Annotated in this window: 35 protein-coding genes, 4 pseudogenes and 1 riboswitch; of the genes and pseudogenes, 26 read left to right on the top strand and 13 right to left on the bottom strand. The window is 24.6% G+C overall.

Going from position 1 to position 24,073, the window contains the following annotated elements:
• Positions 1 to 13: 13 nt before the first annotated feature.
• The gene (locus SCITRI_RS04900; RefSeq protein ID WP_071937461.1) at positions 14 to 727 is read right to left on the bottom strand and encodes a hypothetical protein; all 714 of its coding nucleotides are present in this window, start codon (positions 725 to 727) and stop codon (positions 14 to 16) included.
• Positions 728 to 809: 82 nt separating this feature from the next.
• A pseudogene (locus SCITRI_RS12590) lies at positions 810 to 1,654 on the bottom strand (hypothetical protein).
• 142 nt (positions 1,655 to 1,796) lie between these two features.
• A riboswitch (TPP riboswitch) is annotated at positions 1,797 to 1,895 on the top strand.
• Positions 1,896 to 1,974: 79 nt separating this feature from the next.
• Here SCITRI_RS12590 and SCITRI_RS04905 point away from each other — a divergent pair.
• Positions 1,975 to 3,000: an energy-coupled thiamine transporter ThiT gene (locus SCITRI_RS04905; protein WP_071937462.1), complete on the top strand. Its 1,026-nt coding sequence runs from the start codon at positions 1,975 to 1,977 to the stop codon at positions 2,998 to 3,000.
• 815 nt (positions 3,001 to 3,815) lie between these two features.
• Here the strand turns inward: SCITRI_RS04905 and SCITRI_RS10730 are convergent.
• From SCITRI_RS10730 to SCITRI_RS10050, 4 genes are all read right to left on the bottom strand, one after another.
• The gene (locus tag SCITRI_RS10730) at positions 3,816 to 4,046 is read right to left on the bottom strand and encodes a spiroplasma phage ORF1-like family protein (RefSeq protein ID WP_408641586.1); all 231 of its coding nucleotides are present in this window, start codon (positions 4,044 to 4,046) and stop codon (positions 3,816 to 3,818) included.
• A gap of 144 nt (positions 4,047 to 4,190) precedes the next feature.
• Positions 4,191 to 4,730 (bottom strand): spiroplasma phage ORF1-like family protein, encoded by a 540-nt coding sequence (locus SCITRI_RS10735; protein WP_197735351.1) that lies wholly within the window; start codon positions 4,728 to 4,730, stop codon positions 4,191 to 4,193.
• The gene (locus tag SCITRI_RS10740; RefSeq protein WP_197735352.1) at positions 4,696 to 4,845 is read right to left on the bottom strand and encodes a spiroplasma phage ORF1-like family protein; all 150 of its coding nucleotides are present in this window, start codon (positions 4,843 to 4,845) and stop codon (positions 4,696 to 4,698) included. The genes SCITRI_RS10735 and SCITRI_RS10740 overlap by 35 nt, the downstream gene beginning before the upstream one ends.
• Positions 4,846 to 5,001: 156 nt before the next feature.
• A complete protein-coding gene (locus SCITRI_RS10050; RefSeq protein ID WP_155522121.1) occupies positions 5,002 to 5,139 on the bottom strand; it encodes a hypothetical protein in 138 nt (45 codons plus the stop codon).
• 33 nt (positions 5,140 to 5,172) lie between these two features.
• Here SCITRI_RS10050 and SCITRI_RS04915 point away from each other — a divergent pair, with 33 nt between their 5' ends.
• From SCITRI_RS04915 to SCITRI_RS04925, 3 genes are read left to right on the top strand one after another with little or no spacing between them, the layout of a single operon-like run.
• Positions 5,173 to 5,418, top strand: a complete 246-nt coding sequence (locus tag SCITRI_RS04915; RefSeq protein ID WP_408641580.1) for a hypothetical protein — start codon at positions 5,173 to 5,175, stop codon at positions 5,416 to 5,418.
• Positions 5,418 to 5,654 carry a hypothetical protein gene (locus tag SCITRI_RS04920; RefSeq protein ID WP_071937463.1) on the top strand — a complete coding sequence of 79 codons (237 nt, stop codon included), beginning with the start codon at positions 5,418 to 5,420 and terminating at the stop codon, positions 5,652 to 5,654. The genes SCITRI_RS04915 and SCITRI_RS04920 overlap by 1 nt, the downstream gene beginning before the upstream one ends.
• 11 nt (positions 5,655 to 5,665) lie before the next feature.
• Positions 5,666 to 5,863, top strand: a complete 198-nt coding sequence (locus tag SCITRI_RS04925; protein WP_071937464.1) for a hypothetical protein — start codon at positions 5,666 to 5,668, stop codon at positions 5,861 to 5,863.
• Positions 5,864 to 5,940: 77 nt separating this feature from the next.
• Here the strand turns inward: SCITRI_RS04925 and SCITRI_RS04930 are convergent.
• Positions 5,941 to 6,318 (bottom strand): annotated as a pseudogene (locus SCITRI_RS04930) (PTS transporter subunit IIC); the annotation flags it as partial.
• Between the two features lie 308 nt (positions 6,319 to 6,626).
• Entirely contained in the window at positions 6,627 to 6,842 is a 216-nt protein-coding gene (locus tag SCITRI_RS04935) for a YneF family protein (protein ID WP_071937465.1), read from the bottom strand.
• Positions 6,843 to 7,386: 544 nt separating this feature from the next.
• Here SCITRI_RS04935 and SCITRI_RS04940 point away from each other — a divergent pair.
• The 17 genes and pseudogenes from SCITRI_RS04940 to SCITRI_RS10755 all read left to right on the top strand — a co-directional run.
• Positions 7,387 to 7,536 carry a hypothetical protein gene (locus SCITRI_RS04940; RefSeq protein ID WP_071937466.1) on the top strand — a complete coding sequence of 50 codons (150 nt, stop codon included), beginning with the start codon at positions 7,387 to 7,389 and terminating at the stop codon, positions 7,534 to 7,536.
• Complete coding sequence (locus SCITRI_RS04945) at positions 7,536 to 7,787, top strand: hypothetical protein (protein ID WP_071937359.1); 252 nt, start codon at positions 7,536 to 7,538, stop codon at positions 7,785 to 7,787. The genes SCITRI_RS04940 and SCITRI_RS04945 overlap by 1 nt, the downstream gene beginning before the upstream one ends.
• A 228-nt stretch (positions 7,788 to 8,015) precedes the next feature.
• Entirely contained in the window at positions 8,016 to 8,198 is a 183-nt protein-coding gene (locus tag SCITRI_RS04950) for a hypothetical protein (RefSeq protein WP_233485479.1), read from the top strand.
• A 671-nt stretch (positions 8,199 to 8,869) separates the two neighbouring features.
• Complete coding sequence (locus SCITRI_RS04960) at positions 8,870 to 9,310, top strand: DUF3627 domain-containing protein (protein ID WP_084566886.1); 441 nt, start codon at positions 8,870 to 8,872, stop codon at positions 9,308 to 9,310.
• A 152-nt stretch (positions 9,311 to 9,462) separates the two neighbouring features.
• A complete protein-coding gene (locus SCITRI_RS04965) occupies positions 9,463 to 9,666 on the top strand; it encodes a DUF2649 domain-containing protein (RefSeq protein ID WP_071937469.1) in 204 nt (67 codons plus the stop codon).
• Positions 9,666 to 9,854, top strand: coding sequence for a hypothetical protein (locus SCITRI_RS11445; protein WP_157092897.1), 189 nt, complete (start codon positions 9,666 to 9,668; stop codon positions 9,852 to 9,854). The genes SCITRI_RS04965 and SCITRI_RS11445 overlap by 1 nt, the downstream gene beginning before the upstream one ends.
• Positions 9,830 to 10,081 (top strand): hypothetical protein, encoded by a 252-nt coding sequence (locus SCITRI_RS11450; RefSeq protein WP_237237834.1) that lies wholly within the window; start codon positions 9,830 to 9,832, stop codon positions 10,079 to 10,081. Before SCITRI_RS11445 ends, SCITRI_RS11450 begins: the two co-directional genes overlap by 25 nt.
• A 53-nt stretch (positions 10,082 to 10,134) precedes the next feature.
• Positions 10,135 to 10,668, top strand: coding sequence for a hypothetical protein (locus tag SCITRI_RS11455; RefSeq protein WP_237237835.1), 534 nt, complete (start codon positions 10,135 to 10,137; stop codon positions 10,666 to 10,668).
• A 5-nt stretch (positions 10,669 to 10,673) separates the two neighbouring features.
• Positions 10,674 to 11,078 (top strand): hypothetical protein, encoded by a 405-nt coding sequence (locus SCITRI_RS04975; protein ID WP_015979226.1) that lies wholly within the window; start codon positions 10,674 to 10,676, stop codon positions 11,076 to 11,078.
• A complete protein-coding gene (locus SCITRI_RS04980; RefSeq protein ID WP_071937470.1) occupies positions 11,078 to 11,314 on the top strand; it encodes a hypothetical protein in 237 nt (78 codons plus the stop codon). Before SCITRI_RS04975 ends, SCITRI_RS04980 begins: the two co-directional genes overlap by 1 nt.
• A gap of 294 nt (positions 11,315 to 11,608) precedes the next feature.
• A complete protein-coding gene (locus tag SCITRI_RS11460) occupies positions 11,609 to 11,881 on the top strand; it encodes a hypothetical protein (RefSeq protein WP_157092862.1) in 273 nt (90 codons plus the stop codon).
• 91 nt (positions 11,882 to 11,972) lie between these two features.
• Positions 11,973 to 12,149: a hypothetical protein gene (locus SCITRI_RS11465; RefSeq protein ID WP_157092863.1), complete on the top strand. Its 177-nt coding sequence runs from the start codon at positions 11,973 to 11,975 to the stop codon at positions 12,147 to 12,149.
• Complete coding sequence (locus SCITRI_RS04995; RefSeq protein WP_237237836.1) at positions 12,142 to 12,504, top strand: hypothetical protein; 363 nt, start codon at positions 12,142 to 12,144, stop codon at positions 12,502 to 12,504. The genes SCITRI_RS11465 and SCITRI_RS04995 overlap by 8 nt, the downstream gene beginning before the upstream one ends.
• Positions 12,504 to 12,743 carry a hypothetical protein gene (locus SCITRI_RS05000; protein WP_071937472.1) on the top strand — a complete coding sequence of 80 codons (240 nt, stop codon included), beginning with the start codon at positions 12,504 to 12,506 and terminating at the stop codon, positions 12,741 to 12,743. The genes SCITRI_RS04995 and SCITRI_RS05000 overlap by 1 nt, the downstream gene beginning before the upstream one ends.
• A 12-nt stretch (positions 12,744 to 12,755) precedes the next feature.
• A complete protein-coding gene (locus tag SCITRI_RS10745) occupies positions 12,756 to 13,529 on the top strand; it encodes a hypothetical protein (RefSeq protein ID WP_071937473.1) in 774 nt (257 codons plus the stop codon).
• 29 nt (positions 13,530 to 13,558) lie between these two features.
• Positions 13,559 to 14,155 carry a spiroplasma phage ORF1-like family protein gene (locus SCITRI_RS10750; RefSeq protein ID WP_071937474.1) on the top strand — a complete coding sequence of 199 codons (597 nt, stop codon included), beginning with the start codon at positions 13,559 to 13,561 and terminating at the stop codon, positions 14,153 to 14,155.
• 115 nt (positions 14,156 to 14,270) lie between these two features.
• Positions 14,271 to 14,438, top strand: a pseudogene (locus SCITRI_RS10755) (IS30 family transposase); the annotation flags it as partial.
• 180 nt (positions 14,439 to 14,618) lie between these two features.
• Here the strand turns inward: SCITRI_RS10755 and aspS are convergent.
• The 4 genes and pseudogenes from aspS to SCITRI_RS10760 all read right to left on the bottom strand — a co-directional run.
• Positions 14,619 to 16,352, bottom strand: coding sequence for an aspartate--tRNA ligase (gene aspS / locus SCITRI_RS05015; RefSeq protein ID WP_071937475.1), 1,734 nt, complete (start codon positions 16,350 to 16,352; stop codon positions 14,619 to 14,621).
• Complete coding sequence (gene hisS / locus SCITRI_RS05020; protein ID WP_071937476.1) at positions 16,352 to 17,608, bottom strand: histidine--tRNA ligase; 1,257 nt, start codon at positions 17,606 to 17,608, stop codon at positions 16,352 to 16,354. Before hisS ends, aspS begins: the two co-directional genes overlap by 1 nt.
• 318 nt (positions 17,609 to 17,926) lie before the next feature.
• Entirely contained in the window at positions 17,927 to 18,673 is a 747-nt protein-coding gene (locus SCITRI_RS05025; protein ID WP_071937477.1) for a hypothetical protein, read from the bottom strand.
• A 446-nt stretch (positions 18,674 to 19,119) separates the two neighbouring features.
• A pseudogene (locus SCITRI_RS10760) lies at positions 19,120 to 19,780 on the bottom strand (IS30 family transposase); the annotation flags it as partial.
• A 329-nt stretch (positions 19,781 to 20,109) separates the two neighbouring features.
• Here SCITRI_RS10760 and SCITRI_RS05035 point away from each other — a divergent pair.
• The 4 genes from SCITRI_RS05035 to SCITRI_RS05050 all read left to right on the top strand — a co-directional run bounded on the left by SCITRI_RS05035 (position 20,110) and on the right by SCITRI_RS05050 (position 21,943).
• Positions 20,110 to 20,448, top strand: coding sequence for a hypothetical protein (locus SCITRI_RS05035; RefSeq protein ID WP_071937478.1), 339 nt, complete (start codon positions 20,110 to 20,112; stop codon positions 20,446 to 20,448).
• 30 nt (positions 20,449 to 20,478) lie between these two features.
• On the top strand, positions 20,479 to 20,871 hold the full coding sequence (locus SCITRI_RS05040; RefSeq protein ID WP_071937479.1) for a PBSX family phage terminase large subunit: 393 nt from the start codon (positions 20,479 to 20,481) through the stop codon (positions 20,869 to 20,871).
• Entirely contained in the window at positions 20,823 to 21,503 is a 681-nt protein-coding gene (locus SCITRI_RS05045) for a hypothetical protein (protein ID WP_071937480.1), read from the top strand. Before SCITRI_RS05040 ends, SCITRI_RS05045 begins: the two co-directional genes overlap by 49 nt.
• A 164-nt stretch (positions 21,504 to 21,667) precedes the next feature.
• A complete protein-coding gene (locus tag SCITRI_RS05050; protein ID WP_071937481.1) occupies positions 21,668 to 21,943 on the top strand; it encodes a hypothetical protein in 276 nt (91 codons plus the stop codon).
• Between the two features lie 450 nt (positions 21,944 to 22,393).
• Here SCITRI_RS05050 and SCITRI_RS05055 read toward each other — a convergent pair whose 3' ends face one another.
• Positions 22,394 to 23,479, bottom strand: coding sequence for a DDE-type integrase/transposase/recombinase (locus tag SCITRI_RS05055; protein ID WP_071937482.1), 1,086 nt, complete (start codon positions 23,477 to 23,479; stop codon positions 22,394 to 22,396).
• A 116-nt stretch (positions 23,480 to 23,595) separates the two neighbouring features.
• On the opposite strand from SCITRI_RS05055, the gene SCITRI_RS10555 reads away from it, so the two are divergent.
• Positions 23,596 to 24,063: a DUF3688 family protein gene (locus tag SCITRI_RS10555; protein ID WP_071937483.1), complete on the top strand. Its 468-nt coding sequence runs from the start codon at positions 23,596 to 23,598 to the stop codon at positions 24,061 to 24,063.
• Positions 24,064 to 24,073: the final 10 nt, after the last annotated feature.

Consider the following 24,073-nt stretch of genomic DNA (forward strand, 5'->3'; position numbering starts at 1 on the left):
AACAAAACAAAAATTATTCATCTTTATTTTTAATTCCTAATTCAACTAAAACACCCTCCACAGTATCACGCACAACTTGTTGAAATTGTTTTACAGATAATGTAATTGTAACATTCTCTTTTTCACTTAAATTATTAGAAGTCTTTTTTGGTAAGTTTTGTTTTAAAGTATTAATTTCACTTTTATCCCCAGCAATTGTAATTTTATTTTTTTTTACTCTTTTTGACGAATTTTCTGCTAATGGTTCACCATTAGGCTCACCATTATGCGCTAATTCTAATTTATCATCATCACGATGAGAAATCTTAATTCGATCCATAATATATGCCATTCGGTCATTAAAATTCCGTTCTTTAATTCGATTTAGCATTTGTTGAAACTCATTTGGTTGAACTTGAGAACTATCACGTAATTTTTTTAATTGCTCTAAGCGTTCTAATAAATTTTCATGTTCATTAACATTATGTTCTTCTTTATATTTATTAATTTGATGACGTGAATTTTGAACAAGACTATCAATACTATTAGTATCCTCTTGAGTTGTTTTAATCTCAGAATTTTCTAAATTATTTATTATAACCCTTTTTGATTGTGACAATTTAAAGTCAATTGTTTCATCACTAAAATTAGCTCCACTAAACCCTTCAATTTCATCATCAAAAGCACTCGCTGTTTCTAAATTTACTATTTTTTGTTCAGTTTTTTTTCGTCTTCATCATTTAAACATATCTTTGCCTCTAATTCCATATACATTATTATATAATAAATTATTAAAATTTCTGTCAATATCTAGCTAAAATTTCGTAAATTTATTTAATTGATAATTGTTTCATAGTATATCTTTCAGTTCATGGATGATTTGATTTGGGTTTATGAGCTTTAGATTTTGGTAATGTTTTTTCTGTATTTTTAACTGTTGAAATATATTCTAATAGATTATAAATTTTGTTTTCATACTTAAGATACAATGTTTTAGTAAAGGTGTCTTTTTCTTCGTTTTTACTATTATTTTTTTTGATAAGTAAAAATTGTTCGCTTATATGTATAAAATGTCATAGGAATACCATAGTTTTTTAAAATTTGATATAAAACATTAATAAAAATTTAAGGTTTCTTGATAATCAAAATATAATCCAACAACTGTATTTGTTGCATCATCAATAACACCATGTAAAAATATTTTAGGATGATTTATTCCTAGTCATAAATGTTCACTAGCATCAGGTTATAATAATTCCCCAAAATATTTGCGGCGTTCTCTTAAAGTATGTGATTTATCTTTTTTTCTTAATTTCTGTTTTCTAGGAGATTTTATTTAATTTAGAGACATTAAGTTGTACAAAAGTGAATAAGAAATTTTTATTTTTTCATTTTCAATTAATTTTTCTTTAAAATGTATAAAATTAAAATCAATATATTTAGTTTTGTAAAGATTAAGAATATTTTCACAAATTTCTGGTTTTGTTTTGTTATATGCTGTTATACCACGTGAATGATGGCAAAGGAGGTCATATTTTGTGTATCATAAATTTTCATTAATTGTTCAATTCTACGAATAGACAAATCTAAAATTTTAGCAGCACGTTTTTTTTGTTATTTCATTTTAATAACTTTTCTAATAGTTTTATATTTATGTTTTTCTGTCATTGTTAATTTTCTTTCCATAGTTATCAGCAAATTAATAATATAAATAATTGCGAAATTTTTGCTAGATAACTATTACGAAATTATTACAAGATAAGGACATAAATTATTAAAATTTCTTGCAGTTTTTTGCAACAATGTTAAAATAATATTGTAATTGACAGAGGTAACTTACAAAACATAAGTTTGAGAAATACTCTTAGAACCTGATCTAGTTAACACTAGCGTAGGGAGTTCAAATTCGTTATTTATTTAATTTAATAAATTTAATTTGATGCTCACTTTCACAGAAGTTAATTACAAAATTATTTGTGTAAGGAAATTTTTTATATGGCCACAACCGCAATTTTTAAGTTTAAGTTAAACCAACAAAAAATTATTTTATGATATAATAAAGTAACTATTTTTATCATCATTAGTTTATATCTTGGTATTATAATAAATCTTAGTATTTTACCATTATCAACATTAAGTAAATTATTCCATTTAAATAATGACCAAAATTTTAAAAATATATGATTTTTTTGTTTAGCGGTTTGTGGATTTGGTTTAATATTTAGTATCATATCCGCAATAAGTGTTTGATTAACAAATTATGAAGAATATATTAATTATAAGTTTCAGTTTATTATTTTAAATATTATTAGTTTAAATTTTCTTAATTTAATTAGTAATCTTATTATTTATAGTTATGAAACAAAAGTTAGTGATTTATTATTTACTAATGTTATAAAACGAAAACGATTTTTAATTAATTTAGGAATTTGAAAATGAAAAACATTTGATATTGTTATTATTGGAATGTTTGCAGCAGTAACCTTAGCATTAGCATATTTAGAAACCCTGCTGCCAATTTTACCCCATGGGGGTGGGATTGCTCTAAAATATATTCCTCTTACAATAATTGCTTTTTTTCATTCCGCTTTAGCTGGTTTTTTTGTTGGAAGCATTAGTGCCTTAATGTCCCTGTTATTTATTCCCTCTGGTTTTATTGTTTCACCTTGATCATATTTGTTGGATTATTTTATTCCAATGATTATTCCAATGATTGCTGGCTTTATGCGGTTTAAAGTTAACAATGATAAAAAAAATATTACATATGTTAATTATATTATTATTTGTTTTAGCATCATTGGTTTAATTGCTTTATCACAAATATTAGGTGGTGTTATCATTTGAACCACATTATTTCCTGCTTCTGTTTGACCAGGGTATTCTAATTGATTATATGCAATTGTTTATAATTTTATTCATAGTTTTCTTTTTACCTATCCAATCATGCAAATTGTAATACCCCTTGCCTTGCGCGGTTTAGCTCCAGTGTTTTGACAACGTTATTTAAAATATGATAATTAAGGTTGCATAAAAAAGTAGGGTATAAAAATATAAAGAAATTAAATAAGAATAATTAAACCATTTACAAAAATGGTTTTTTTTATTTGAAAAAACCTAAAATAACTAATTGATTCAAAACAAGGATAGTATCTTTATATATTTATAATTTTTAAAATAATAAAAAGTTGTTTCCTTTCTGAAAAAAAACAATATTAAATTAAGAAATTAATAAATAATTTATCTACTAACTTAGTAAAGGTGTTGTCCTTGTTTTGTTTCACTTAGTTATATTAATAAATCAATCGTTAAATGTTAGATTGGAAAAACTAAAAATGGAAAAAATTAATATTATGATTAAATGCAGTAAATGCGGAATACCAAAGCGAGTTCATAAAGTTAAAAATCGCGAAAAAACAGAATGATTTGAAGATATTTATTATAGTCAATATTAAATTTGATTTATAAAAATGAAAAATATTAAACAACAAAAAATATGTGATGTTATTAATTGTTATAAATTTAATTGTTATAAATTAATTGTTATAAATTATCATCATTTATCACCGAAGAATTTGAAACAAATAAAATTTTATAAACTTGTGAAAATCACAAAGATTTATTAAATCAAATTAAATATACAAACAAAGAAAAAATTTGATTTTATAATAATTTGGAAAATTCAAGGATAGTTGCTGATTGAAAAACTGGGTATTTAAAAATCTTTTTTAGTAAAATTAAATAATTCTAATATAACAAGATGAATAACTCATCTATGGCATACTAGTTATGTTATTTGATTTATTAATTTTAATTTTATATTTCTTTTATTAAACTTGTTAATTACTATTTAATGATGAATAAATTGAACCATTAAAATTAAAAACTTCACCGATTCCCGTTCGGATAAAACTAAAATTAAAACTTAAATCATCATTATTAATATTATTTAATTCCAAACTACCAAAAATAATTAAATTTGCCTCATCAACAGTTAAAATCATCCGATAAATTGATTTTTTAATATTTTTAACACCCAATTCATCAACCGTCTCAAAATCAAAAATTATCCGCTTTGTACCAACCTTATTCGAATTTTCATAATCCGCACTACCACCTTACTGAACTCTAATATTTTCCTGCAAAACAGAATATAAAGATAAATCAATAAATTCTTTTATGCGAGTTTGTTGATAACTATTTCAATCAGTAATTTAACCAGTACTTTCATTAAATTCTATTTTTTTAGGTTTATTTGTATTATCTCAACGATAAATTGATTTTATAGAAGAAAGTCAAGCGCCTGTCATTCTAGGAGCAGACTCATCATATTTAAAAAACATTGATTGTCATATTCAATGTGAACTATTTCCTCTTTTTCAAATAATAAAATATCATTTATCATTATATTTTTCAAATTCTTTTTGTATATTATTTAAAGAACTATCAATTAATTTTCAATTATCTTGGTTTAACTTAACTCTTGGATAATGATTTTCTTTATAACGATCAATATTCTCCACAATTTTTTTCGATACATCAAACATCTTATATTTTACAGCAAAGGCATAAATAAAATCAGTTAAATCATTCAAAAAATTCTCTTTTTTAACATCATAAAATTTTTCAACCATATACCGTTTTTTTAAACTATGTCATTGTTGATAATAACCCAAAAATACTTCATCTGGTTTATCATAAACAACTCAGGTGGAATAACTATCTTGTAAAAAAATCCAAATACCATTTATCATTAAACGATAATTTTTTTGATGTTTTTAAAGTTGGATTAATAAAATAATTTGTTTCCGACCAATTTTCAAAAAAAACTACTGCGTAAAAACATCGTATTAATAAAATCAGTTTCATTAATACCTTTATCAGTACTTATTCTCTTGTTTAAGCATATAATGCTCCTCATTTAAAGGTCTAAACGCCGTTAAAGTAATAAATGGAATAACCAAACCTAAAAAAATAAAATAAATATGGCAAATAAAGATAACGATTTTTTCATAAACTCAACCCCTAACTATACAATGTTTTTGAAACAATAAACCCAGCAATATATAAACTCGATATTGTTAACATTAACGGATGACTAAACAAAAATGCCATTCTGCCAAATAATCAAATCAACCAAGTATCAGAATTATATAAATCCATAAATACATCGATTGCTTATTTTTTAGTCTTTTTATGGTTATTAAGTTATCTATTTATGTAATTCATGGCACATCAACACAATATAATATTTTAGGTTCAACAGTTAATAATGGTGTTTCGCAAGTATATTCGTCAACTGTACGAAAAGGTATTAATGTTGGTAAAAATGTTTATCAAAATAGTAATAAGCAGCAAGTTAAAAAAGAACTTAAACGACAAAATATTAGATATCAAGCAAAAAATATTAGAAGTATTAAATTTAAAGAAGATAAAAAATAATGATTAAATTAGCTTTATTGGTTGCGGCAATCGCGATATTTGGAACTGGTTTTATTACTGTTCTTATTAATCAATTTACATCGGCAAAAAATATTATTATGCATTTATATAATTCTGATACTTGGTTGATTTGATTATTTGGCAGAATGGCAGTTTTGTTTAGTCATCCGTTAATGTTAACAATATCGAGTTTATATATTGTTGGGTTTATTGTTTCAAAAACATTGTATAGTTAGGAGTTGAGTTTATGAAAATTAAAATTTTAAAGTTTTTAAAAGAAAAATGATGAGAAATATTAGTATATATTTTAGTTGTTGGTTTTGGTTTTTCTTTATTTATTGGATCAATTTACGATAAATGAGTTTGGTATTTTATTCTGATATATGTTAGTTGCAAATTTGTATTTTTGATTTGAGTTAGTTTGATGTATTTTATTTATAATTAATTTTAAAAAGAAGAAAGGTGGTAAAGAATAATGCGTAAGCCATTATCTTTATTTTTAATATTTATTTTAACTTTTTAAATATATTTATAAGATGTAATGCATGCTAATACAATATTTAATAACATCGCACAAATCATAATTAATGCTCCAGCTAAGACAATTTTTGGTAAACTATTTAAAAATAATCCTGAAATAACATCATTACTAGCAATAATGCCATTAATTCCAAATAATAAATTAAAAGCATTTCCTAATTTACCAACAACACCAACTAAAATCCCAGCTCCCCCACTAATAATTAAAAACCCAATGGTTGTTTTAATCGTTGCGGAAATTGTTTCGGTAAATTTCTTGCGTTGTAATAAACAACCAACAAGGGCAAATAAACCAATCAAGATTGCTGGTGTGCCAATAAATTCTTTAAAAAAATTTAGAACATAATGCCCAGTTGTTAAAGATAAAAAAATCAACATTTTTATCCCTCCTTACTAATTATTATCTTTGTAGTATTAAGATAACGAAGGCTCTTCTAACACCTTAAATCAACATAACATATGTAACATATGTCTATTCTGATTTTATTTTTTTCTTTCTTCTTTGCAATTTGTTTTCTTTCTTTTGATAATAACGGGTGGAATTGTAAATTTTTTGCAAATTTATGCAAAAGTATTCGTAATGGTAATAATTTGATAAAACAAAAACACATGTTAGATTATTAATCTAACATGTGTTTCATTATTGGCAAAAGATATTAAATACAGCCTTATTTTGCACGTTTCATTGAATTCATAACCTTTTTAATATCTGCTTCTGATGGTTTACGTCCCATTTGCATATACATTGCCCGAATTTGTTTTTCAGTAATTGGGGGATTATCACGTAATTGTTTTTGCACATTTTTTTTGGTAATTAAAAATCCTAAAACCCCACCAATAACTAAACAACCAATCCCAATAATAAGTCCTGCTCATCAAGGCATTCTTGTTGTCCTCCTTTTTTCAATATGTAATAAGTAATTATTAGCATAATTCCTATAGTATTTTAACATATTTTTTAAAATAAGTCTTATTTTCGTGGTTTTTAAAAATCTGCTTTTCTTCTATTACATTTAGTATCGATAGCAATGATATTATCATTTAAATTTGTTCCATCTTGTGGGCATCGTGTACGATGAAGCGGCAAAAAAACAACTCTTGTTAAAGGGTTGTTTGTAGAAACCACACACATTTTGTATTTTTGGTTTTTACAGTTTTGAACTAAAAATTTTTATAATATTTTTAATTAAGGAGTTGAAATTATGCAAACAAAGCAATATTTTATTTTGCAGCCGCTAGTGAAAAAGTATGGTAAAGATAATGTTATTAATACTGTTAATAAGATTGCAAAAGATATTGAAATTAAAAAGTAAAAGAATAAATTATTCCGTGTAATTTATTAGCGGATAATTTATTCAATAGTGTTTTTAATGGAGCAAAGCGAGTTTGCAAATTTCAATTTTTTAGTTTTTAGAAAGGAGATGTAATATGCCAACTTGATTAACGAAAATATTTAGTGTTGTTATTATATTAGGGATTTTTGCTTGAATTGGTTTATCAATTTATCAAAAAATTAAACAAATTCGAGGAAAGAAAAAAGAAAAAAAAGAAATTGAAAGAAAGGAGAGTAATAAATAATGTTAGGTATGTATTTAACAACAGCGTTTAATTTTTTAACAGCACCTACACCTAAAACTATGACTGAGGGTATGACTGGTATTTGAACGGGTTTGACTAGTACATTATGAAAAGTTAAAGAAGGTATAACAAATATTTTACCTGAGATAATGGTTTTTTTAGGTGAAGCGTGAATTATATTAATTCCATTTGCTATATTTTGTATTATTAAAATCTTAAACTTTTTCCGTGTTATGGTTAAAGGATTTTAGTATTTATATTTATTATTTATCATGTATTTTAACTGTGGCACACTAGTTTTTATATGTGATTTGATTAAATAATTTTTTTGTTTATTTTTGCACTATACACTGTCTACAAATTTATTTTTAAATAAATTTAATTATTTTGGTTATTATTGATAATGTTAACAAGATGAAAAAACTTGTAGGCAGTATATAGTGTAAAAATATCAATTTAATTATATTTAAGGTATTATTATGGTTTTCTCTCTGTATAAAAATATTTATAAATTTGTTAATTTATTAAAAATTCAAATAATAAATTTAAAAGTTATTATTAAAATTATTATTAGTGAAATAATTGTTTTAATTGGTGATACCATTCATGATAATCAAAAAATAGATGGTATCACATTTGTAAAAAATGAATTTATTAAATAGAAAAATGAATTTATTATTTCTTCGATATTTTATTTCTCCTTTCTATTTAAAATAATTTATACAGAGAGAAAACCATAATAATATCAACTTAATTATAAATTTATGATTTTATATTTTAATAACTATTGTTAAAAATTAAATAGTATTTTTCAGTGTGCCAATTTTTATTATTTTATATATTTAACAATGTTTATTAACAGTGTTTATTAAACATTAAATAAACAATATATTAGCATTATTTATAACATTGTTAATAATCAGTGTTTATTGCAATAAATAAACATTATATAAACATTATTTATAACATTTTTTATTAAACAAATATTTAGTTAGGAGACTATATTATGGATATGAAATTTAAAACAACTAAGGAATATAAAAAAATAAAGAGAGATTTTATTAAAGATATTTTTTTATTAAGTTTAATTGTTTTTTTGGTATATTGTTAGTTTTTGTTTTTTTAAGTTCTTTTATTTATTTTTCAATATTGAGTTGAAATGATAAAGATTTTCCACACTTTGTATTTGCAATTATTATGTCTGTATATGCTTTTATAGGTATTATTTTTGTGATTATTATGTATATAAAATATATTTTTGAAATTAAGGTAGAATTTGATGTTGAAAAAGAAAAATTAAATCAATATTGACAAATTGAAGGAGTTGATAAAATTGAGTAATTTTGTTAAGAAAAATCAGAATGTAGAAAATTATTTTATTAGTAAGGAATTTATCCCTTTTACAACAGATAAAGCAAGTTTTATTAATTTACCCAATCATAATCGTCATATTGGTTTTTGATTGAGTAATAAGTTTATTTATCCGAGTGAAAAACATTCGGAACAAGTAGCAATCGGTTTGATTTATGATAATTCTTACCCTATTGTAAAATATGATGAAAATTTAAAACGCCATATTTGAAAGTATTTAACTGGAACAGAATTAATCAATTTATATAATCAATATAAACAAAATTATTTTACTAAAATGAAAAAAGCGTTATTTTTAAGTGAGCCTAAAAAAGTAAAAGCAAGTAATAACAATAATAATTTAACAAATTGAAGTGTTGAAAAAGAACAAGAATTAATTAATGATTTGAAAGACTTAAATTAAATGATTTTATATGATTATTGAGTTCAATTTGTTAGTTATATTATTGGTGCAAATGCCCCTGAGTTTTTATATTTTATATCGTTTGTGTTATTTATTGTTTTGTTTTTTGGAATGTTTTTTAAACTTATTCAAAAAATGTGGAGTTTTTAAAAATGCAAAATGATTGAATTAAATTAAAAGAGTTTTTCATTCATGTCTTTTTGTTTATAGATAAAACGAATGTTGAAAGTATTACAATGTGGAATTTAACGCAAAATGAATATTTAACTTTAATGGTTGGTGTTTGAATTGTGATTTTGTTTTTAACTTGGTTTTTCTTGTGAATGGTTTTTAAAATAGTTGGGTATTTTAAATAATGAAAAAATTTATATTTTTCTTTAAAAACTATTGTTATATTAGTGGTTCAATGCTTTTGTTTAGTTTAATTGATTTATTACTTTGGATAATTTCTTTGTATTGTGTTGGTTTAGTATTTTGAATATTATTTGCTTTGCAATGTGTATATTTTGTGTGATGATTGTGAAAAATATTTTTTATCAGTTAAACGCTTTTCGGTTAGTAAATTTTGTTTGAGATAATCCGTTATCAGTTATTATTGGGAAGTTAGGGGCCGGTAAAGCATTACTTTTAACTTATTTATCGCAAACTATGAAATTATTAACAGATGAAATTTATAGTAATTATCCGTTAGAAGATGATAAAGTTAAAGTTTTAACATTTAAAAATTTAGATTTTACCGATAGAACAAAACCGGTTCCCCCCAGATGATAGTGTTATTTTATTTGATGAAAGTTATTTATATATTGACGGAACTAGTCCTCACGATGAGAAAAAAAGTTCATAGTGGTAAAATACCGTGAATTGTTTTAGCGAGACATTTTGGTAATCGTGCGTTGTTTACTGCTCAGCGTGAGGGTATGATTTGAAATAATATTCGCCAGTTAGCAAGTGGGATTATTATTCCAATTTCATTGAAAAAACCCGTTGCTAAAAAAGGATTTAATTTTTTTAATCGTTTCTTTATTATGCGAATTGGGATTTTCCAAGATATAACGGATTATGAAATTTGAAAAACAAAATCAGTAGAACGAACAGCAGAAGGTAAAAGAGCAAAACATAAGTCAGATGTTGGGTTAGGAATTCGGTTTTTTAAAATAATAATTCCCCTTGAATTCGCTAATAAGTATGATAGTCAATGGTTAAAGTTTGTGCGTGATTTAAAGAATGACGAAATTGTTAATAAAAAAGAATATTATTGGTCAGAAATTACAAAGTTAAGTGTTAAAGAACGATTAAAATTGTTTGATATTGATATTTTGAAAAAGAATTTAAAACCTAAAAAAAGAGAAAGGAAATAGTAAAGATGATTAATTTATTAGTTGAAAATAATAATAGTAATTGAGACAAGATTTTTAGTTTTGTTTTTGATATATTTTTGTTTATTTTTGATGTAATTTGAAATACAAAGTTACCGATGACAAATACGTCAATTGCTTATTTTTTAATCTTTTTTATGGTTATTAAGTTATCGATTTATGCAATTCACGGGACATCAACACAATATAATAATTTAGGTTCAACAGTTAATAATGGTGTTTCACAAGTATATTCGTCAACTGTACGCGGTGTTTCTGATACTAAACAAGGTATGCAAAAACATATTAAAGAGCGTAAACAATTTAAAATTAATCGTAATAAAAAACAATTATCAAGTTTAGCAAAACAAGCAAAAACAAGAGAACAAGGATATAGGAGAGTGCATAAGTAATGATTAAATTAGTTTTATTGGTGGCGGCGATTGCGATATTTGGAACTGGTTTTATTACTGTTATTATTAATCAATTTACATCAGCAAAAAATATTATTATGGATTTATATAATTTTGATACTTGGTTGATTTGATTATTTGGCAGAATGGCAATTTTATTTAGTCATCCGTTAATGTTAACAATATCAAGTTTATATATTATTGGGTTTATTGTTTCAAAAACATTGTATAGTTAGGAGTTAAGTTTATGAAAAAATCGTTATCTTTATTTGCCATATTTATTTTAATTTTTTTAGGTTGGTTATTCCATTTATTACTTTAACGGCGTTTAGACCCTTAAATGAGGAGCATTATATGCTTAAACAAGAGTTTATTATTTATCGCAAATTGCTAAATTTGATAATGTTTATTCTAATTATTTTATTGATGATGAAAAAATTGGAGTTTTAGGTTTAAATCATTTAGATTTTAAAAATAAAAATTATAAGATACCACCAAACGATAGTTTAATTTTATTTGATGAAATATTTTTGTATATGAATGGTGCGAAACCCGAAGAAAACAATAAAAAGTTTAGTGGTTTAATTCCATATTTTTTGTTATGTCGTCAGTTTGATAATAATATTATTTTTGCCGGACAACGAATTAATCAGAATTGAGTGGAATATAGAGCAATTACTAATATGATTATTGTTCCTATGCAATGTATTCCACCTAGTATATTTTTTCCTTATTTTAAAATGAAGATAGGTTTTTTTTGATGATTTAGATGATTATTTAGTATGAAAAACTGAAACGGTTAAACGAACAGCAAACGGAAAAAGAGTTCGTAAAAAATCTAATAAAGATATTGGTATTAATTTTGTTAAGATAACAATTCCTTTATCTATTGCAATGCAATATGATAATAAATATTTAAAATTTGTGCGTGATTTAAAAAATGATAAAGTACCAAGTTATACTAAACAAAATTGACCTAGTATTGTTAAAAAAGATATTACGCTTAATGAATTACGAGAGATGGGGGTGGAACATTTATTAAAGAATTTGGGAGAGTTAGAAAATGATTAATTTACTTGCTAATGATGTATGAAATGGTGCCATTAATGTTGTAGTTGATATTTTTATGAAAATAATGGATTGAATGTGAGCATTAAAATTGCCGGGTACAAATATTCCTTTATTTGTAATTTGAGTAATTGGTGGTGTTATAAATGTTATCTTTTTGTTAGTTAATAGTTCTCGTGGTTTAAGTTCAGTTTCTCGTGCAAGTTTAGAAGCAAGTTCTAATATTGCCAAAGGTGTTAAGGGTACTGTTTCATTTTCATATAAATCTGGTAAAAAAGTTGGTAATTATGTTGGTACTCGTTCAGCAAATAAAAAGGCAAGAATGTCAGCAAAAATAAATAAGGAGAATGATAAATAATGTTAAAATTAATATTTTTCTTTGTTATTGGTTTAACCGTTGGTTTTGGTTTTATTGCTAATATTGTTGTGGCAACAGATTTAGGTTTTTCAACTGTTAAGCATTATTGGGAGTCTGCTAATGATTTTTATAAATTAGTAGCACAGTTATTTATTATTGCAACACACCCTATTTTCCAGTTATATATGGCGTTTGCAATTATTATTATGGGTATTAAAAAAATTATTTTTATTGTTTAGGGGGTTAAAACAATGCGAAAACGATTATTAGATATATTTATTATTTTTTATTTAATATTTGGTTGAATATTTCTTTTTTGTAGTGTTACAGCTGTAAATTATATTAGTAATGTTTGTAAATTAGAAACAAGAAATAATGATAATTTTAGTGATTTGACTTATGCAAAAGCAAATGAATATGATTTTCAGTCTACTTTAATGTTGCGACAAGACTATTTTATGCAAGGTTTAGACCCTAGTAATTATGCATTTAGTTTTGGTGTTGAAACTTCTTTTATTCCAAATGTAAGTGCTGATAAAAATGATAGTAATTATTGATTTAATATAATTAAAAATACTGCTTGAAGTTATTTATTAAGTTGAAACCCAAAAGATATTTCTAAGGGTTTTTTGGGTAAATTAATTATTAATTATGAAACCCCAAATAAATTGTTAGATATTTTTATTTATAAAAACAATATAAAATATGAATTTACTTTTAATTGAGAAATTATACAATATTTATTTATGCCAATTATTGCCAATCAAAGTTATAAACATTTTGATATGAATTATTTAGTTTTAAATTTTAATTATAAAGAATTGATTAATATGGATATTCTTAAAAAATCTAACAGTAATTATTTTGTTAATGATGTTAAACAAAATTTTTATTCGTTGGATAATTTATTTCAAGTTTTAGATTATTTTTATTCTAATGTTTTAAGAGTTATATTTGATATTTCGAATTTTAGAGAATGTATTTATTTTACATCTAATGGTAATTTAGGTTTTGTTTTTTTGTAAAAAATGGTTTTTTATTATATCCAAAATCAATGGTTTTTAATATTTTAAGATTTCCTGATACAAATATTTATTATTTAAAACCACAAGTGCAATTGTATAATGCTTATACGATAAATAGTACTAATGATTATTTTTCTTATTATTCAAATTGAGATTATAAGACTGATATTTTACCTTCTAATAATGATAAATATACTCAATCAATAAAATTATTAGATATGAAAGATAGGTCAAAATATCAAGGTTTTAATTTAATTAGATTTAATACAACCAGATTAACAGAAGATAAGTCTATTTCAATTAATGGTTTTAATTTTAGTCTTTATAATGCTACTGATTGAAGTGGTGAACTTAATGATGGAAAAATTTGACAATTACCTTATAAAAAAGGTGCTTGATACCGTTTAGATATTCATATTGAAAATGCGGCAATTTGGATTGTAAATAATTTGCCTGGTATGAAAGAAATTTATAAATTTGTTAATGGGATAGTACATGTGTTTAGTAATGTTTCTGAATTGTTTAATAATATTGGTAATTTGTTTGCTTTTGATATTACATTTAAAATTATGTTAAGTTCTATTTTAATTTTAGCAATGGTTAACGGACTTTTACGCTATTTTTAATAGTAAAAATAATGTTGTTGGTAAAAAAAGTAAGGTGGTGTGGTGGTTTATCCACGCACCACCTTACTTAAAGGGGTAAAAGTCGCGGAGCGACTTAGGGGCGAAGCCCCTTTCCTTGATTGAATATATGAATAGTGAATTAAGAAATTGATTTCCTAAAGGCACAGATTTTAATAAAGTTAGTCAAAAATAAATAGATTGAGTAGTTAATGTAATAAATGATAAACTCCGACCGTGTTTAAATTGAATAAGTGCAAAAGAAATGTTTTTACAGAATATTTAAAGAAATTTATTAATTAAAATTTAATAAATGCTTTTTTAGTATGATTAAATATGGTTAAATTAGATATTAATAAAATATTTTATTTTTTTTAAAAAAGAGTTGCATTTGTTAAAAATGATGTTATTATCAAATTAACAAGAGAAAAAGTTTGCTGCTTGAATTTACAGGATTCCTATTTTATTATTTTAACTTAATCCCTAATTCATCCAACTGTTTGCCGTCAACTGGACTTGGTGAAGCTGTCATTGGATCAATTCCTGTTGCATTCTTAGGAAATGCAATCACATCACGAATTGATTCACTATTCGTTAAAATCATCGCTAACCGATCAAGACCAAAAGCAATTCCGCCATGGGGTGGAACACCATAATTAAAAGCATTTAAAAATCAACCAAATTTATTCGCAATTTCTTGGTTTGATAATTGTAACGATTTAAACATTCGTGTTTGAACCTCGTTTTGATGAATACGAATGCTCCCGCCCCCAATTTCATAACCATTTAAAACTAAGTCATAAGCATCAGCCCGAGCAGTTGCCATGTTCTGTTCAAAATTATCAATAAATTCACTAGTTGGTGCAGTAAACGGATGATGAGCTGCTTCATAACGATTATTCTCATCTGATCATTCATATAATGGTCAATTAACAATTCATAAGAAGTGATATTCATTCAATGGGATTAAATCAAACATTTTAGCTAATGCTACACGTACTGCTCCTAAAGCTTGACAAGTAATTGCTTTTTGATCACTAACAAAAAAGAATGTTCCTGCCTGTTTATTACATACTTGTAATAATTTTGTTTTTTCATTATCACTAAGTGCTTTAGCAAGTGGTCCTTCTCAATTATTCTTTTCTTGTTTAACTCACGCCAACCCTTTGGCTTTGTTTTGTTGGGCAATCCGAGTTAATTCTTCAACTTGTTTTTTACTTACTAATTGTGGAATAAAAATCCCTTTTAAACTTAACTCTTTTTTTAACGCTGTTGCAAAGATACTAAATTCAGTTTTAGCAAAAATATCTTTTGCATCAAATAACTGTAAATCATAACGCGTATCAGGTTTATCGGTTCCATATTTTTCAATTGCTTCATCATAATCCATCCAAAGAAATGGCGTTTTAATTTTAACCTTCATCACATCTTGCATAATTGTGTGAAATAGTGTTTCAACAAAATCCATAATATCATCCCGAGTAACAAAACTCATTTCTAAATCTAATTGTGTAAATTCTGGTTGACGATCACTACGTAAGTCTTCATCACGAAAACACTTTGCAATTTGAAAATATTTATCAAATCCGGCTAACATTAATAACTGTTTAAATAATTGTGGGGATTGTGGTAAAGCATAAAAATGATGAGGATTTAAACGCGATGGAACTAAAAAATCACGGGCACCTTCTGGCGTTGATTTGTTTAAAATTGGTGTTTCAATATCAATAAATTGATGAACTTGACAAAATTGGCGAATTGTTTGTACTAATTGATTTCGTAACATAATTTTTTGTTGCATTATCGGACGACGTAAATCTAAATAACGATATTTCATCCGAACATCTTCTAAGGCATCCGTTATATCATTAATAATTAATGGTGGCGTTTGGGCTTTTGATAAAATTGTGATTTGTTCAGCGGCAATTTCAATTTCCCCGGTTGGTAATTCTAAATTCTTATTTTTTCGTTCAATTACAACACCTTCAACACTAATTACAAATTCATTCCGAATTGTATTAATCATCGCATATTGGGGATGATCTGGTTGCACGACAATTTGGATAATTCCTGTTCGATCTCGTAAATCTAAGAAAATAATCCCCCCTAATCGACGATTCTTTGCTACTCAACCACTTAAAACAACTTTTGACTTAACATTTTTTAATGTTAATTCCCCACAAGGATGTGTTCTCTTCATTATTTCTTCTCCTTACTTAAAAATGAAATAATCTTTTCAAACTTAACTTCTTGTTCTTTTCCCGTTTGTTGGTTTTTAATTTTCAAAACATTTTTTTTCAATTCTTTATCACCAATAATAATAGCATTTTTCGCTTTTAATCGTTCTAATGATTTAAATTGGGCTTTAACACTCCGTGTTAAATAATCACAATCAGCACGAAAACCACTTGCTCGTAGTAATAACAACAACGAAGCAGCAAAATGGCGAGCATGATCGGATAAACAAATTAAATAAGCATCAAGATAAGGCTCATCAGCTAGTACAATATCATTCGTAGCTAAAGTTAATAACAATCGTTCTAACCCTAAGGCAAATCCTACCGCTGGATAATCTAAACTTGGTTCAAACGTATGAACTAATTGATCATAACAGCCTCCCCCTAATAAGGTTAATTCTCGGTTTTGATCCTCAATCACAATTTCAAAAACAATGCCAGTGTAATAATCTAATCCACGTACTAATTGGGCATCTAAGCTAAAAGGAATTCCTAATTTAGTTAACAACTTTTGAATTGCCACAAATTCTTCATTTTCTGTTGGGATTAAATAATCATAAATTTTTGGAGCATTACCAAATTTATCATGATCAATTTTACAATCTAATACTCGTAATGGATTCTTTTGTAACCGAATTTTACAATCAGCACATAATGTTTGGTCTTGGAAGAAAGCTGTTAACACGCCAAGATACTTTGTGCGTGCTTCACCAACCATTAAATAATTTAGTTTTAATGTTAAGTTTGTTAATCCAAGAGTTTTTAATAAATTATACCCAAGTAAAATTACTTCAACATCTAATAAATAATTCTTAGCTCCGACCACTTCAACCCCAAACTGATTAAACTGACGTAAACGACCATGTTGAGGTCGTTCATAACGAAACATATTCCCAAGGTAAAACAACTTTAACGGTAATTCATATTTCCCATATAGTTTATCTTCAATAATGCTGCGAATAACAGGTGCTGTTCCTTCTGGGCGTAAAACAAATGCTCGTTCTTTTTTATCTAATAATTCAAACATTTCTTTGCTAACAATATCGGTTTCTGCTCCTACTGAACGGACAAATAAATCTTTTGCTTCAAAAATTGGCGTTCTAATTTCATGATAGTTATATTGCATAGCAAGACTACGCAACATTAATTCTAGGGCACTTAATTCACTTGCTTTTTCATAATAAAGATCTTCAGTTCCTCGTGGTTTTTGAATATTCATAACTAACTTCCCTTCTAAATAAAAAACTAAAAGATTGCTTAGGAACGAAAAATCGAGGTGCCATCCTATTTCATTATCTTTTAGTTAATGAGCTTACTTATCAAAATTTATTAAATTTTATCTTCATGTTGTCATCACGCTTTAAAATTACAATAGTTTCCACCATCCACTATTTCTCTGTTAAATTATTGTCAACAATAATCTCTTTCAATTAAAATTATACCTATTTTTCAAGAAAAGTAAAATAAATTACCAAATTAAATTAAATAATACAAAAAGGGTTAAGGAGGAACTTAATCCTTTTTACCATTTAAAGTATTAAACATCTTCTTTATAATATTTATTTCATGCTGCAATATCATCATTTTCATTCTTATTAACTGGTTCTAATGTTGGTCGTTTTTCTAATTCAATTTCATCTTCAACATTATTATTTTTTTTCCGCGAATCAATGATAAATTCTTTATCCGGTGGTGTTCGATTTTGTAACGCTTGAATTTGCATTCTAATTCGTGACATCGTTAATTTTTTATCTTTAAATTCAATCATTCATTGAATTGGTAATATTAATGGATCAAGTTTTTCCGCATTACGAATAATCATTAATAGCATATTAATAAATTTGCCAAATCCTTCTTCACCTTTTCAATGTTCCGTTTCTAATGGATCATACATTAATTGATTTTTAACTAAATCATAATTTGAAGCATGTGCTTCAGTAATTTTTTCTGATCATTCTGTTTCAGAAATTAAATAAAAATTAGTTGATAAACTACAATTAAATAAATGTTGTTGATTTTTAAATAATGAGAAATTAAACTTATCAACAATAATGGCACTAATACTAATTGTTAAGCCAGTTAAATCAGTTACTTCTTTCATTCACTGAAAGATTGCTTGAACATAACGAAGAATAAATTTTAATTTTCCTGACGAATAAAGAATTGTTTTTCAACTTTCATAATCAAACTGATATTCTGCATCATGTCGTACTTCACGAATATTTTCATCAGGTTCTAATGCTAAAAAGTCTTCAACTGATAAAATAATCATATCTTTTTTCATATGGTTTTTTTCTCCTAGATGGCCTATCTCATTGACACATTTTCTATTTAATTATATCACAAAACTAGGGAGAAAACTAGTTTATCACCAGCTCAGTTTTGCTCCGAAGGGATGAAATAATCCTTATGAAAATCAATTTAAAACTTCCCTTATCTCAGTTTTATATTGTTTTAAATAAATCTATTAAATATATATGTTAGTATTAAATATGTTAGTATTAAAGTATTAGAGTTTAACTAAATAGAAAGAGAAAAAAATGAAAAATAAAACATACAAATATATTAGATTAAATATTTTAGATGATATTAATGATTTTCTTAATCAAGTTCAACCCGAAAATTTTCGTATTGTAACAATTGATTCAACCCGAAAGGTTTGAGGTATTTTTCAAAAAGGATATGCTGTTTTTTATTGAAGTGAGCAAAACCCAATTCCAAGAATCTAACAAAAATATTTTTAATCGTTTTAACAACTTCTTCGGCTGTTTGTTCTCTTAATTTTTCAGCAATAGTAAATTTAGTTAATTCTTCTGTAAAAGTAAGAACAGCAGATTTATGGTCAGCTCCAACAATACAATCCATTTGAAATCAACCAAATTCATATCTATCATGTTTTGCTTCTTCAATAGTTCTGTAATTTGATAATTTACCTCGATTATCAGTACTATTTTTTGTTTTTCGCTTCTTTCACTTAAAATAAAGATATTTTTTATCCATATTAAATAATCCTAAATAAATATATTTATAAAGTGTTTTAAAACACATTGGAAATTTTTCGCCAAATTCAATCTCATACATTTTACAAATTGTTTCAGGTGTACTATGTAAAGTATTAAAATTTTTGTTTAATCACTTAATCTGTTTAACTGTTAAAGTAATATGTTTTTTAGAATTTTTTCTATTTTTAAGATATTGTTTTTGTAATTTTAAAGGATCATATTCTTTAAATTTTTTAAGTTCACGTCGAATTGTTTCCTTATCTCTTCCCATAAACCGTGCTATCTTTGAGTAATTAATTTTACCATTTTTGTTTATTATATAATTCTGATCTAGATAATTCCTTTAATATAATTTTTTCATTAATACTTAAATGTTTAAATTTTCTCATATCCAAAAGCTCTCTTTCCGAAAATAGTTTTAGCATAAAAAATAAAATTTTAGAAATTTATTGACATTTTTATATAAAGTGTTATATTTAAATTATATTTATAAAAGTTTAATGGATTTTCCAAAGCTCTAAAAACTTGTTTATAAATTACAAAATTAAGACTTGAAGAGGTCTTTTTTTTAATTGTAAAATAAACATAATAAAAATAATATTAAGTTCTTTAATACATTTTGCTACGTTTTTAGTTCTTGATAATTTTGTTTATTACTCTTTTATTTAACCATATTGTTTAAATAATAGCAATTTTAATATGCAAAAAGGAGTAAAAAATGGTAACTTTTAAGACTATTTCGGGTAAAACTAAGGAGTTTTTACGAAAAAAAGCGGACAAATTGAGTAATAAAAGAGCATATTTATACTATTTAAAACTACCATTTGATAATTGACAAGATGAAGTCGATACAAAAACCGCTTATTTTATTAAAGATACAATAAATCAATTAGAAATAGAATTGGAATTGGCTTTATTAAATGACAAATATGACGGGGGGGAGAAAATATATGTTGAGAAATATGTTAAAGATACAAATATAAATAATGCTAATATTGTTATTAATTTTGATAATGTTGATTTACCTAAAATAAATGAGGTGATTAAAGATGCTTAAACATTTTTTACATTTAGATGAAATTCCAAGATGATTTTTGATGAATATAATGAAATAGGAAGTCGTTATAGTGCTAAAACTTTTATGATAAAAGATAATGTAGTTGGCAAATGCTGTGCTATATCATTATTGGTGGGTAAGCCAATATTTATTATTGCTGTTATGAAAATGAATAAAGATATTAGAAATGGAGTATTTAAAAATATTCAAAATACTCTTAATGATATGAATATTAATTATAAAGTTAATTTATCTGAGAATTCTTTTACATTAGATAATGGTACTTATATTATTTGTAAAGGTTTACATTCACAAACAAAAAGAGAAAAATTAAAAGCTTTTGCTGATTTAAATAAATATGAATTTGCTATTGAATGAAGAGAAGAAGCAGACCAATTAACAAAAGATGATATGAGTGAATAAAATATGCTATTCGTGGTGCTAAAAGAAAATTTATTATTAATTCATCTAATCCTGAATCATTACACCGTTATATTATTAAATATTGTAATGAAATAATGTTATTTAATGAACAAATATTATTATCTAAATATCCTGATCAAATAGGTAAATTTAAAATTAATTATTATGAAAAGAATAAAAAACTTACTAAAACAGTAATAATACATTATTCTAGTTGAAGCCCTATTAAATCAGGACAAATTAATAAAAGAGTATATCAACCACGAGATTTATTATTTTCAGATGAATTAAGTGGTATGCCTGATACTTTATTAACTAATTCTAATCCTGCTAATGTTTTATATAATTTACAAGGATTAAAACCATCTAATCAAACTACTTATGGAGAATGAACTAATATTTTTAATGCATTAGCAGATCCATTAGCAAAGAAAAATGCTGAAGGTGTATTAGGAAGTGATTTAATTGCTACTAGAGCAACAAATCCTAATAAAACACCTTTTTGAGATAGTGGATTACAATTTAAACCTAAAGGTGCTTATGATACGAAACAAATTCGTAAATTTATTTATCAAGACCCAGAATATAAAAAGCCCCTTTTGGTGTTGCATCATTTGATTATTCACAATTAAAATTTTCATCATTTCATGATGTATTAAATGCTAATCGTTATACACATTCATCAATTTCATTATTACCTTGAGATGTTAATGAATTTACTAAATTTAGTCTTAATAATTTACCTATTGTTGGTAAAATAATTTCATTTTTTGATTTAGGTTTACCAGTTAAATTAATGAGTCAAAAAAATACGCAATTAATACCAAAAATAGCACAATTAAATGCTTTTATTGATTATTTAAGTTATGAAATTATTCAAAATAGTTTATGAAAAGAAAATAGTGCTGGAATTGGTAATATTCCTTATGATATGTTTCGTAATGAAACAGAAGATCAAGTTGGTGGTTTAATTGGAAGTAATTCATTAACATTTGGTTGTATGCTTAAATTAACAGATAAAATTAAAACACATTTAAAACACATTATTATTCTGCAACTGGTCAAGATTTAGGTACAAAAGTTTATTCTACTATTGATTTAGGGCAAAATAGAATTAATGTTAATGGTGGTAATGATGAAATTGTAATATTATCACAAGATTTTCAAGCATTAGATAAAGATACACCATTAACTAATTTAGATAATAAATTAGATTTTAATCCGACAGCAGATGGGACATTAGAAAGTTATGTTATTTTGTAGTATACCACACACATTTTAAAGATTACAAGAAAATAACAAAAATAATAAAAATATTTATTTATAATAAAAAAATATCATAAAATAAATAAATAAAAAATATAAAATTAAACACACTAAAAAATAATTTATTAAATTTTAATTAATAAATACATATTTTATTATTTTAATAACATATTTTATGAGTTAATTTACATATTATTAATTAATTAAAATATAATAAACTTATTTAGTTTAAACACAAAAACTTAATAATTTAAAATTATTTAATTAAACTTAAACTATTCAAAAAATTAAATGGTGTCTGAAAATTTAAAGACTTATGTACTCTTTCAAAATTATAAAAATAATAATCATTTAATTTATTCTGTAAACTAACTGCATTTAATATTTTTTCTTCAAATACAAATAATTTAGTATAATTTTGATGAAATCTTTCAATCTTACCGTTTGACTGTGGAGAGCGAACTGGTGTTGTTTGATGCAAAATATCTTTATCTGTTAAAAATTGAGTAAAATTAGTCTTTTTAACACTAATTTTTTGATTATTCCGATAATTATTAATAAATTCAGAACCGTTATCAGTTCTAATCCGTGTTATTATAATACCAAATATATTTTTAAAATCACTAATTGCTTTTTTAACAGCAGCAATAGCATTATCAGTACTTAATTTATCATAAACATATCCTAATGCTAATCTTGTTTTTTCATCAATAAAATCATAAACATAATACTTTTTATCAACTGGAAATTTACTTGGTACAAAATATTTAGCGTCCATCTGTAACAAACCCATTTCTTTAACTTCATATCTTGGATGTTGTTTTTTAATTTCTTTAATTTTATTTTTTATTTTTAATCATCTTTCATCTTTTTTAAGTCAACGAAAAAATGTTTTTAAATTTTTTGGTGCTTTATTTTTTAATTCTTCTCCATGAATTCCTTTTTTTAAATTATAAAACAAAGATAAAACACCACCAGCATGTTTATTACAATATTCAAAATATAAATCACAAATAATTTTGCGAATATCATCACTATATTGATAATTAATATTATTAGGAATTGTTGACTTTAATAATAATTCAGCAAAATCATTATTTTTATATGCAATTAAAATTTTATTCGCTCAATAATAAAAAGTTGAAAACTTATTTTTAAAATATTTTTTAATTAAATCTTTCAACAAAAAATTACCATTATAATAATCATTACACAAATTAATATATGAAAATATTTTTTGTTTTATTCTTTTATAATATTTATTTTTATAATTTTTACTTAAAAAATTCTTTAATTTTGCTTGTAAATCAAACAAATTAAAATTATTAATAATATATTTCATTAATTTACACCTACCATCAAAAATATATAAAATTAATATTTAATACGAATAATTGATATATAATTGATATGTGATAAAATCAATTATATATAAAAAAATAAAAAGGAGCAATCTATATGAAAAAATGACTTAGCATAATAATAGTAACAATCGGATTAACCGCAACAAGCACAACAACATTAATCAGTTGTAAAAAAGAAAATAATAATAAAAACGGTGGAGGAGATAATAAACCAGAACCATCATATAATCCACAACAACCTAATACACAACAACCGCCCAAAGATAGTAATTGAAAATTAATTACTGATTACAATTCTTTTGAAAATAATGTTGATAATAAATATTATTTTGTTGAGTGAAAAAATACAAGTAATGAATGAAAAATTGGTAAGTTTAAACACGATACATCTGGTGTAAAGAAAATAGGAGAGGTAATTTATGTTCATAGTATAAAATATTATGCTAAAAATAATAACCTTAAAGGTCTTTATCTTTGAGATGGTGTGGGTGAGCCGCAAATTCCAACTATTAATCCTAATACTGGTGAAATTACTGACTGAAAAGAACAAAAAAGGAACTAAATAACAGTTC

Origin of the sequence: Spiroplasma citri, assembly GCF_001886855.1 — a bacterium.
GTDB lineage: Bacteria > Bacillota_I > Bacilli_A > Mycoplasmatales > Mycoplasmataceae > Spiroplasma > Spiroplasma citri.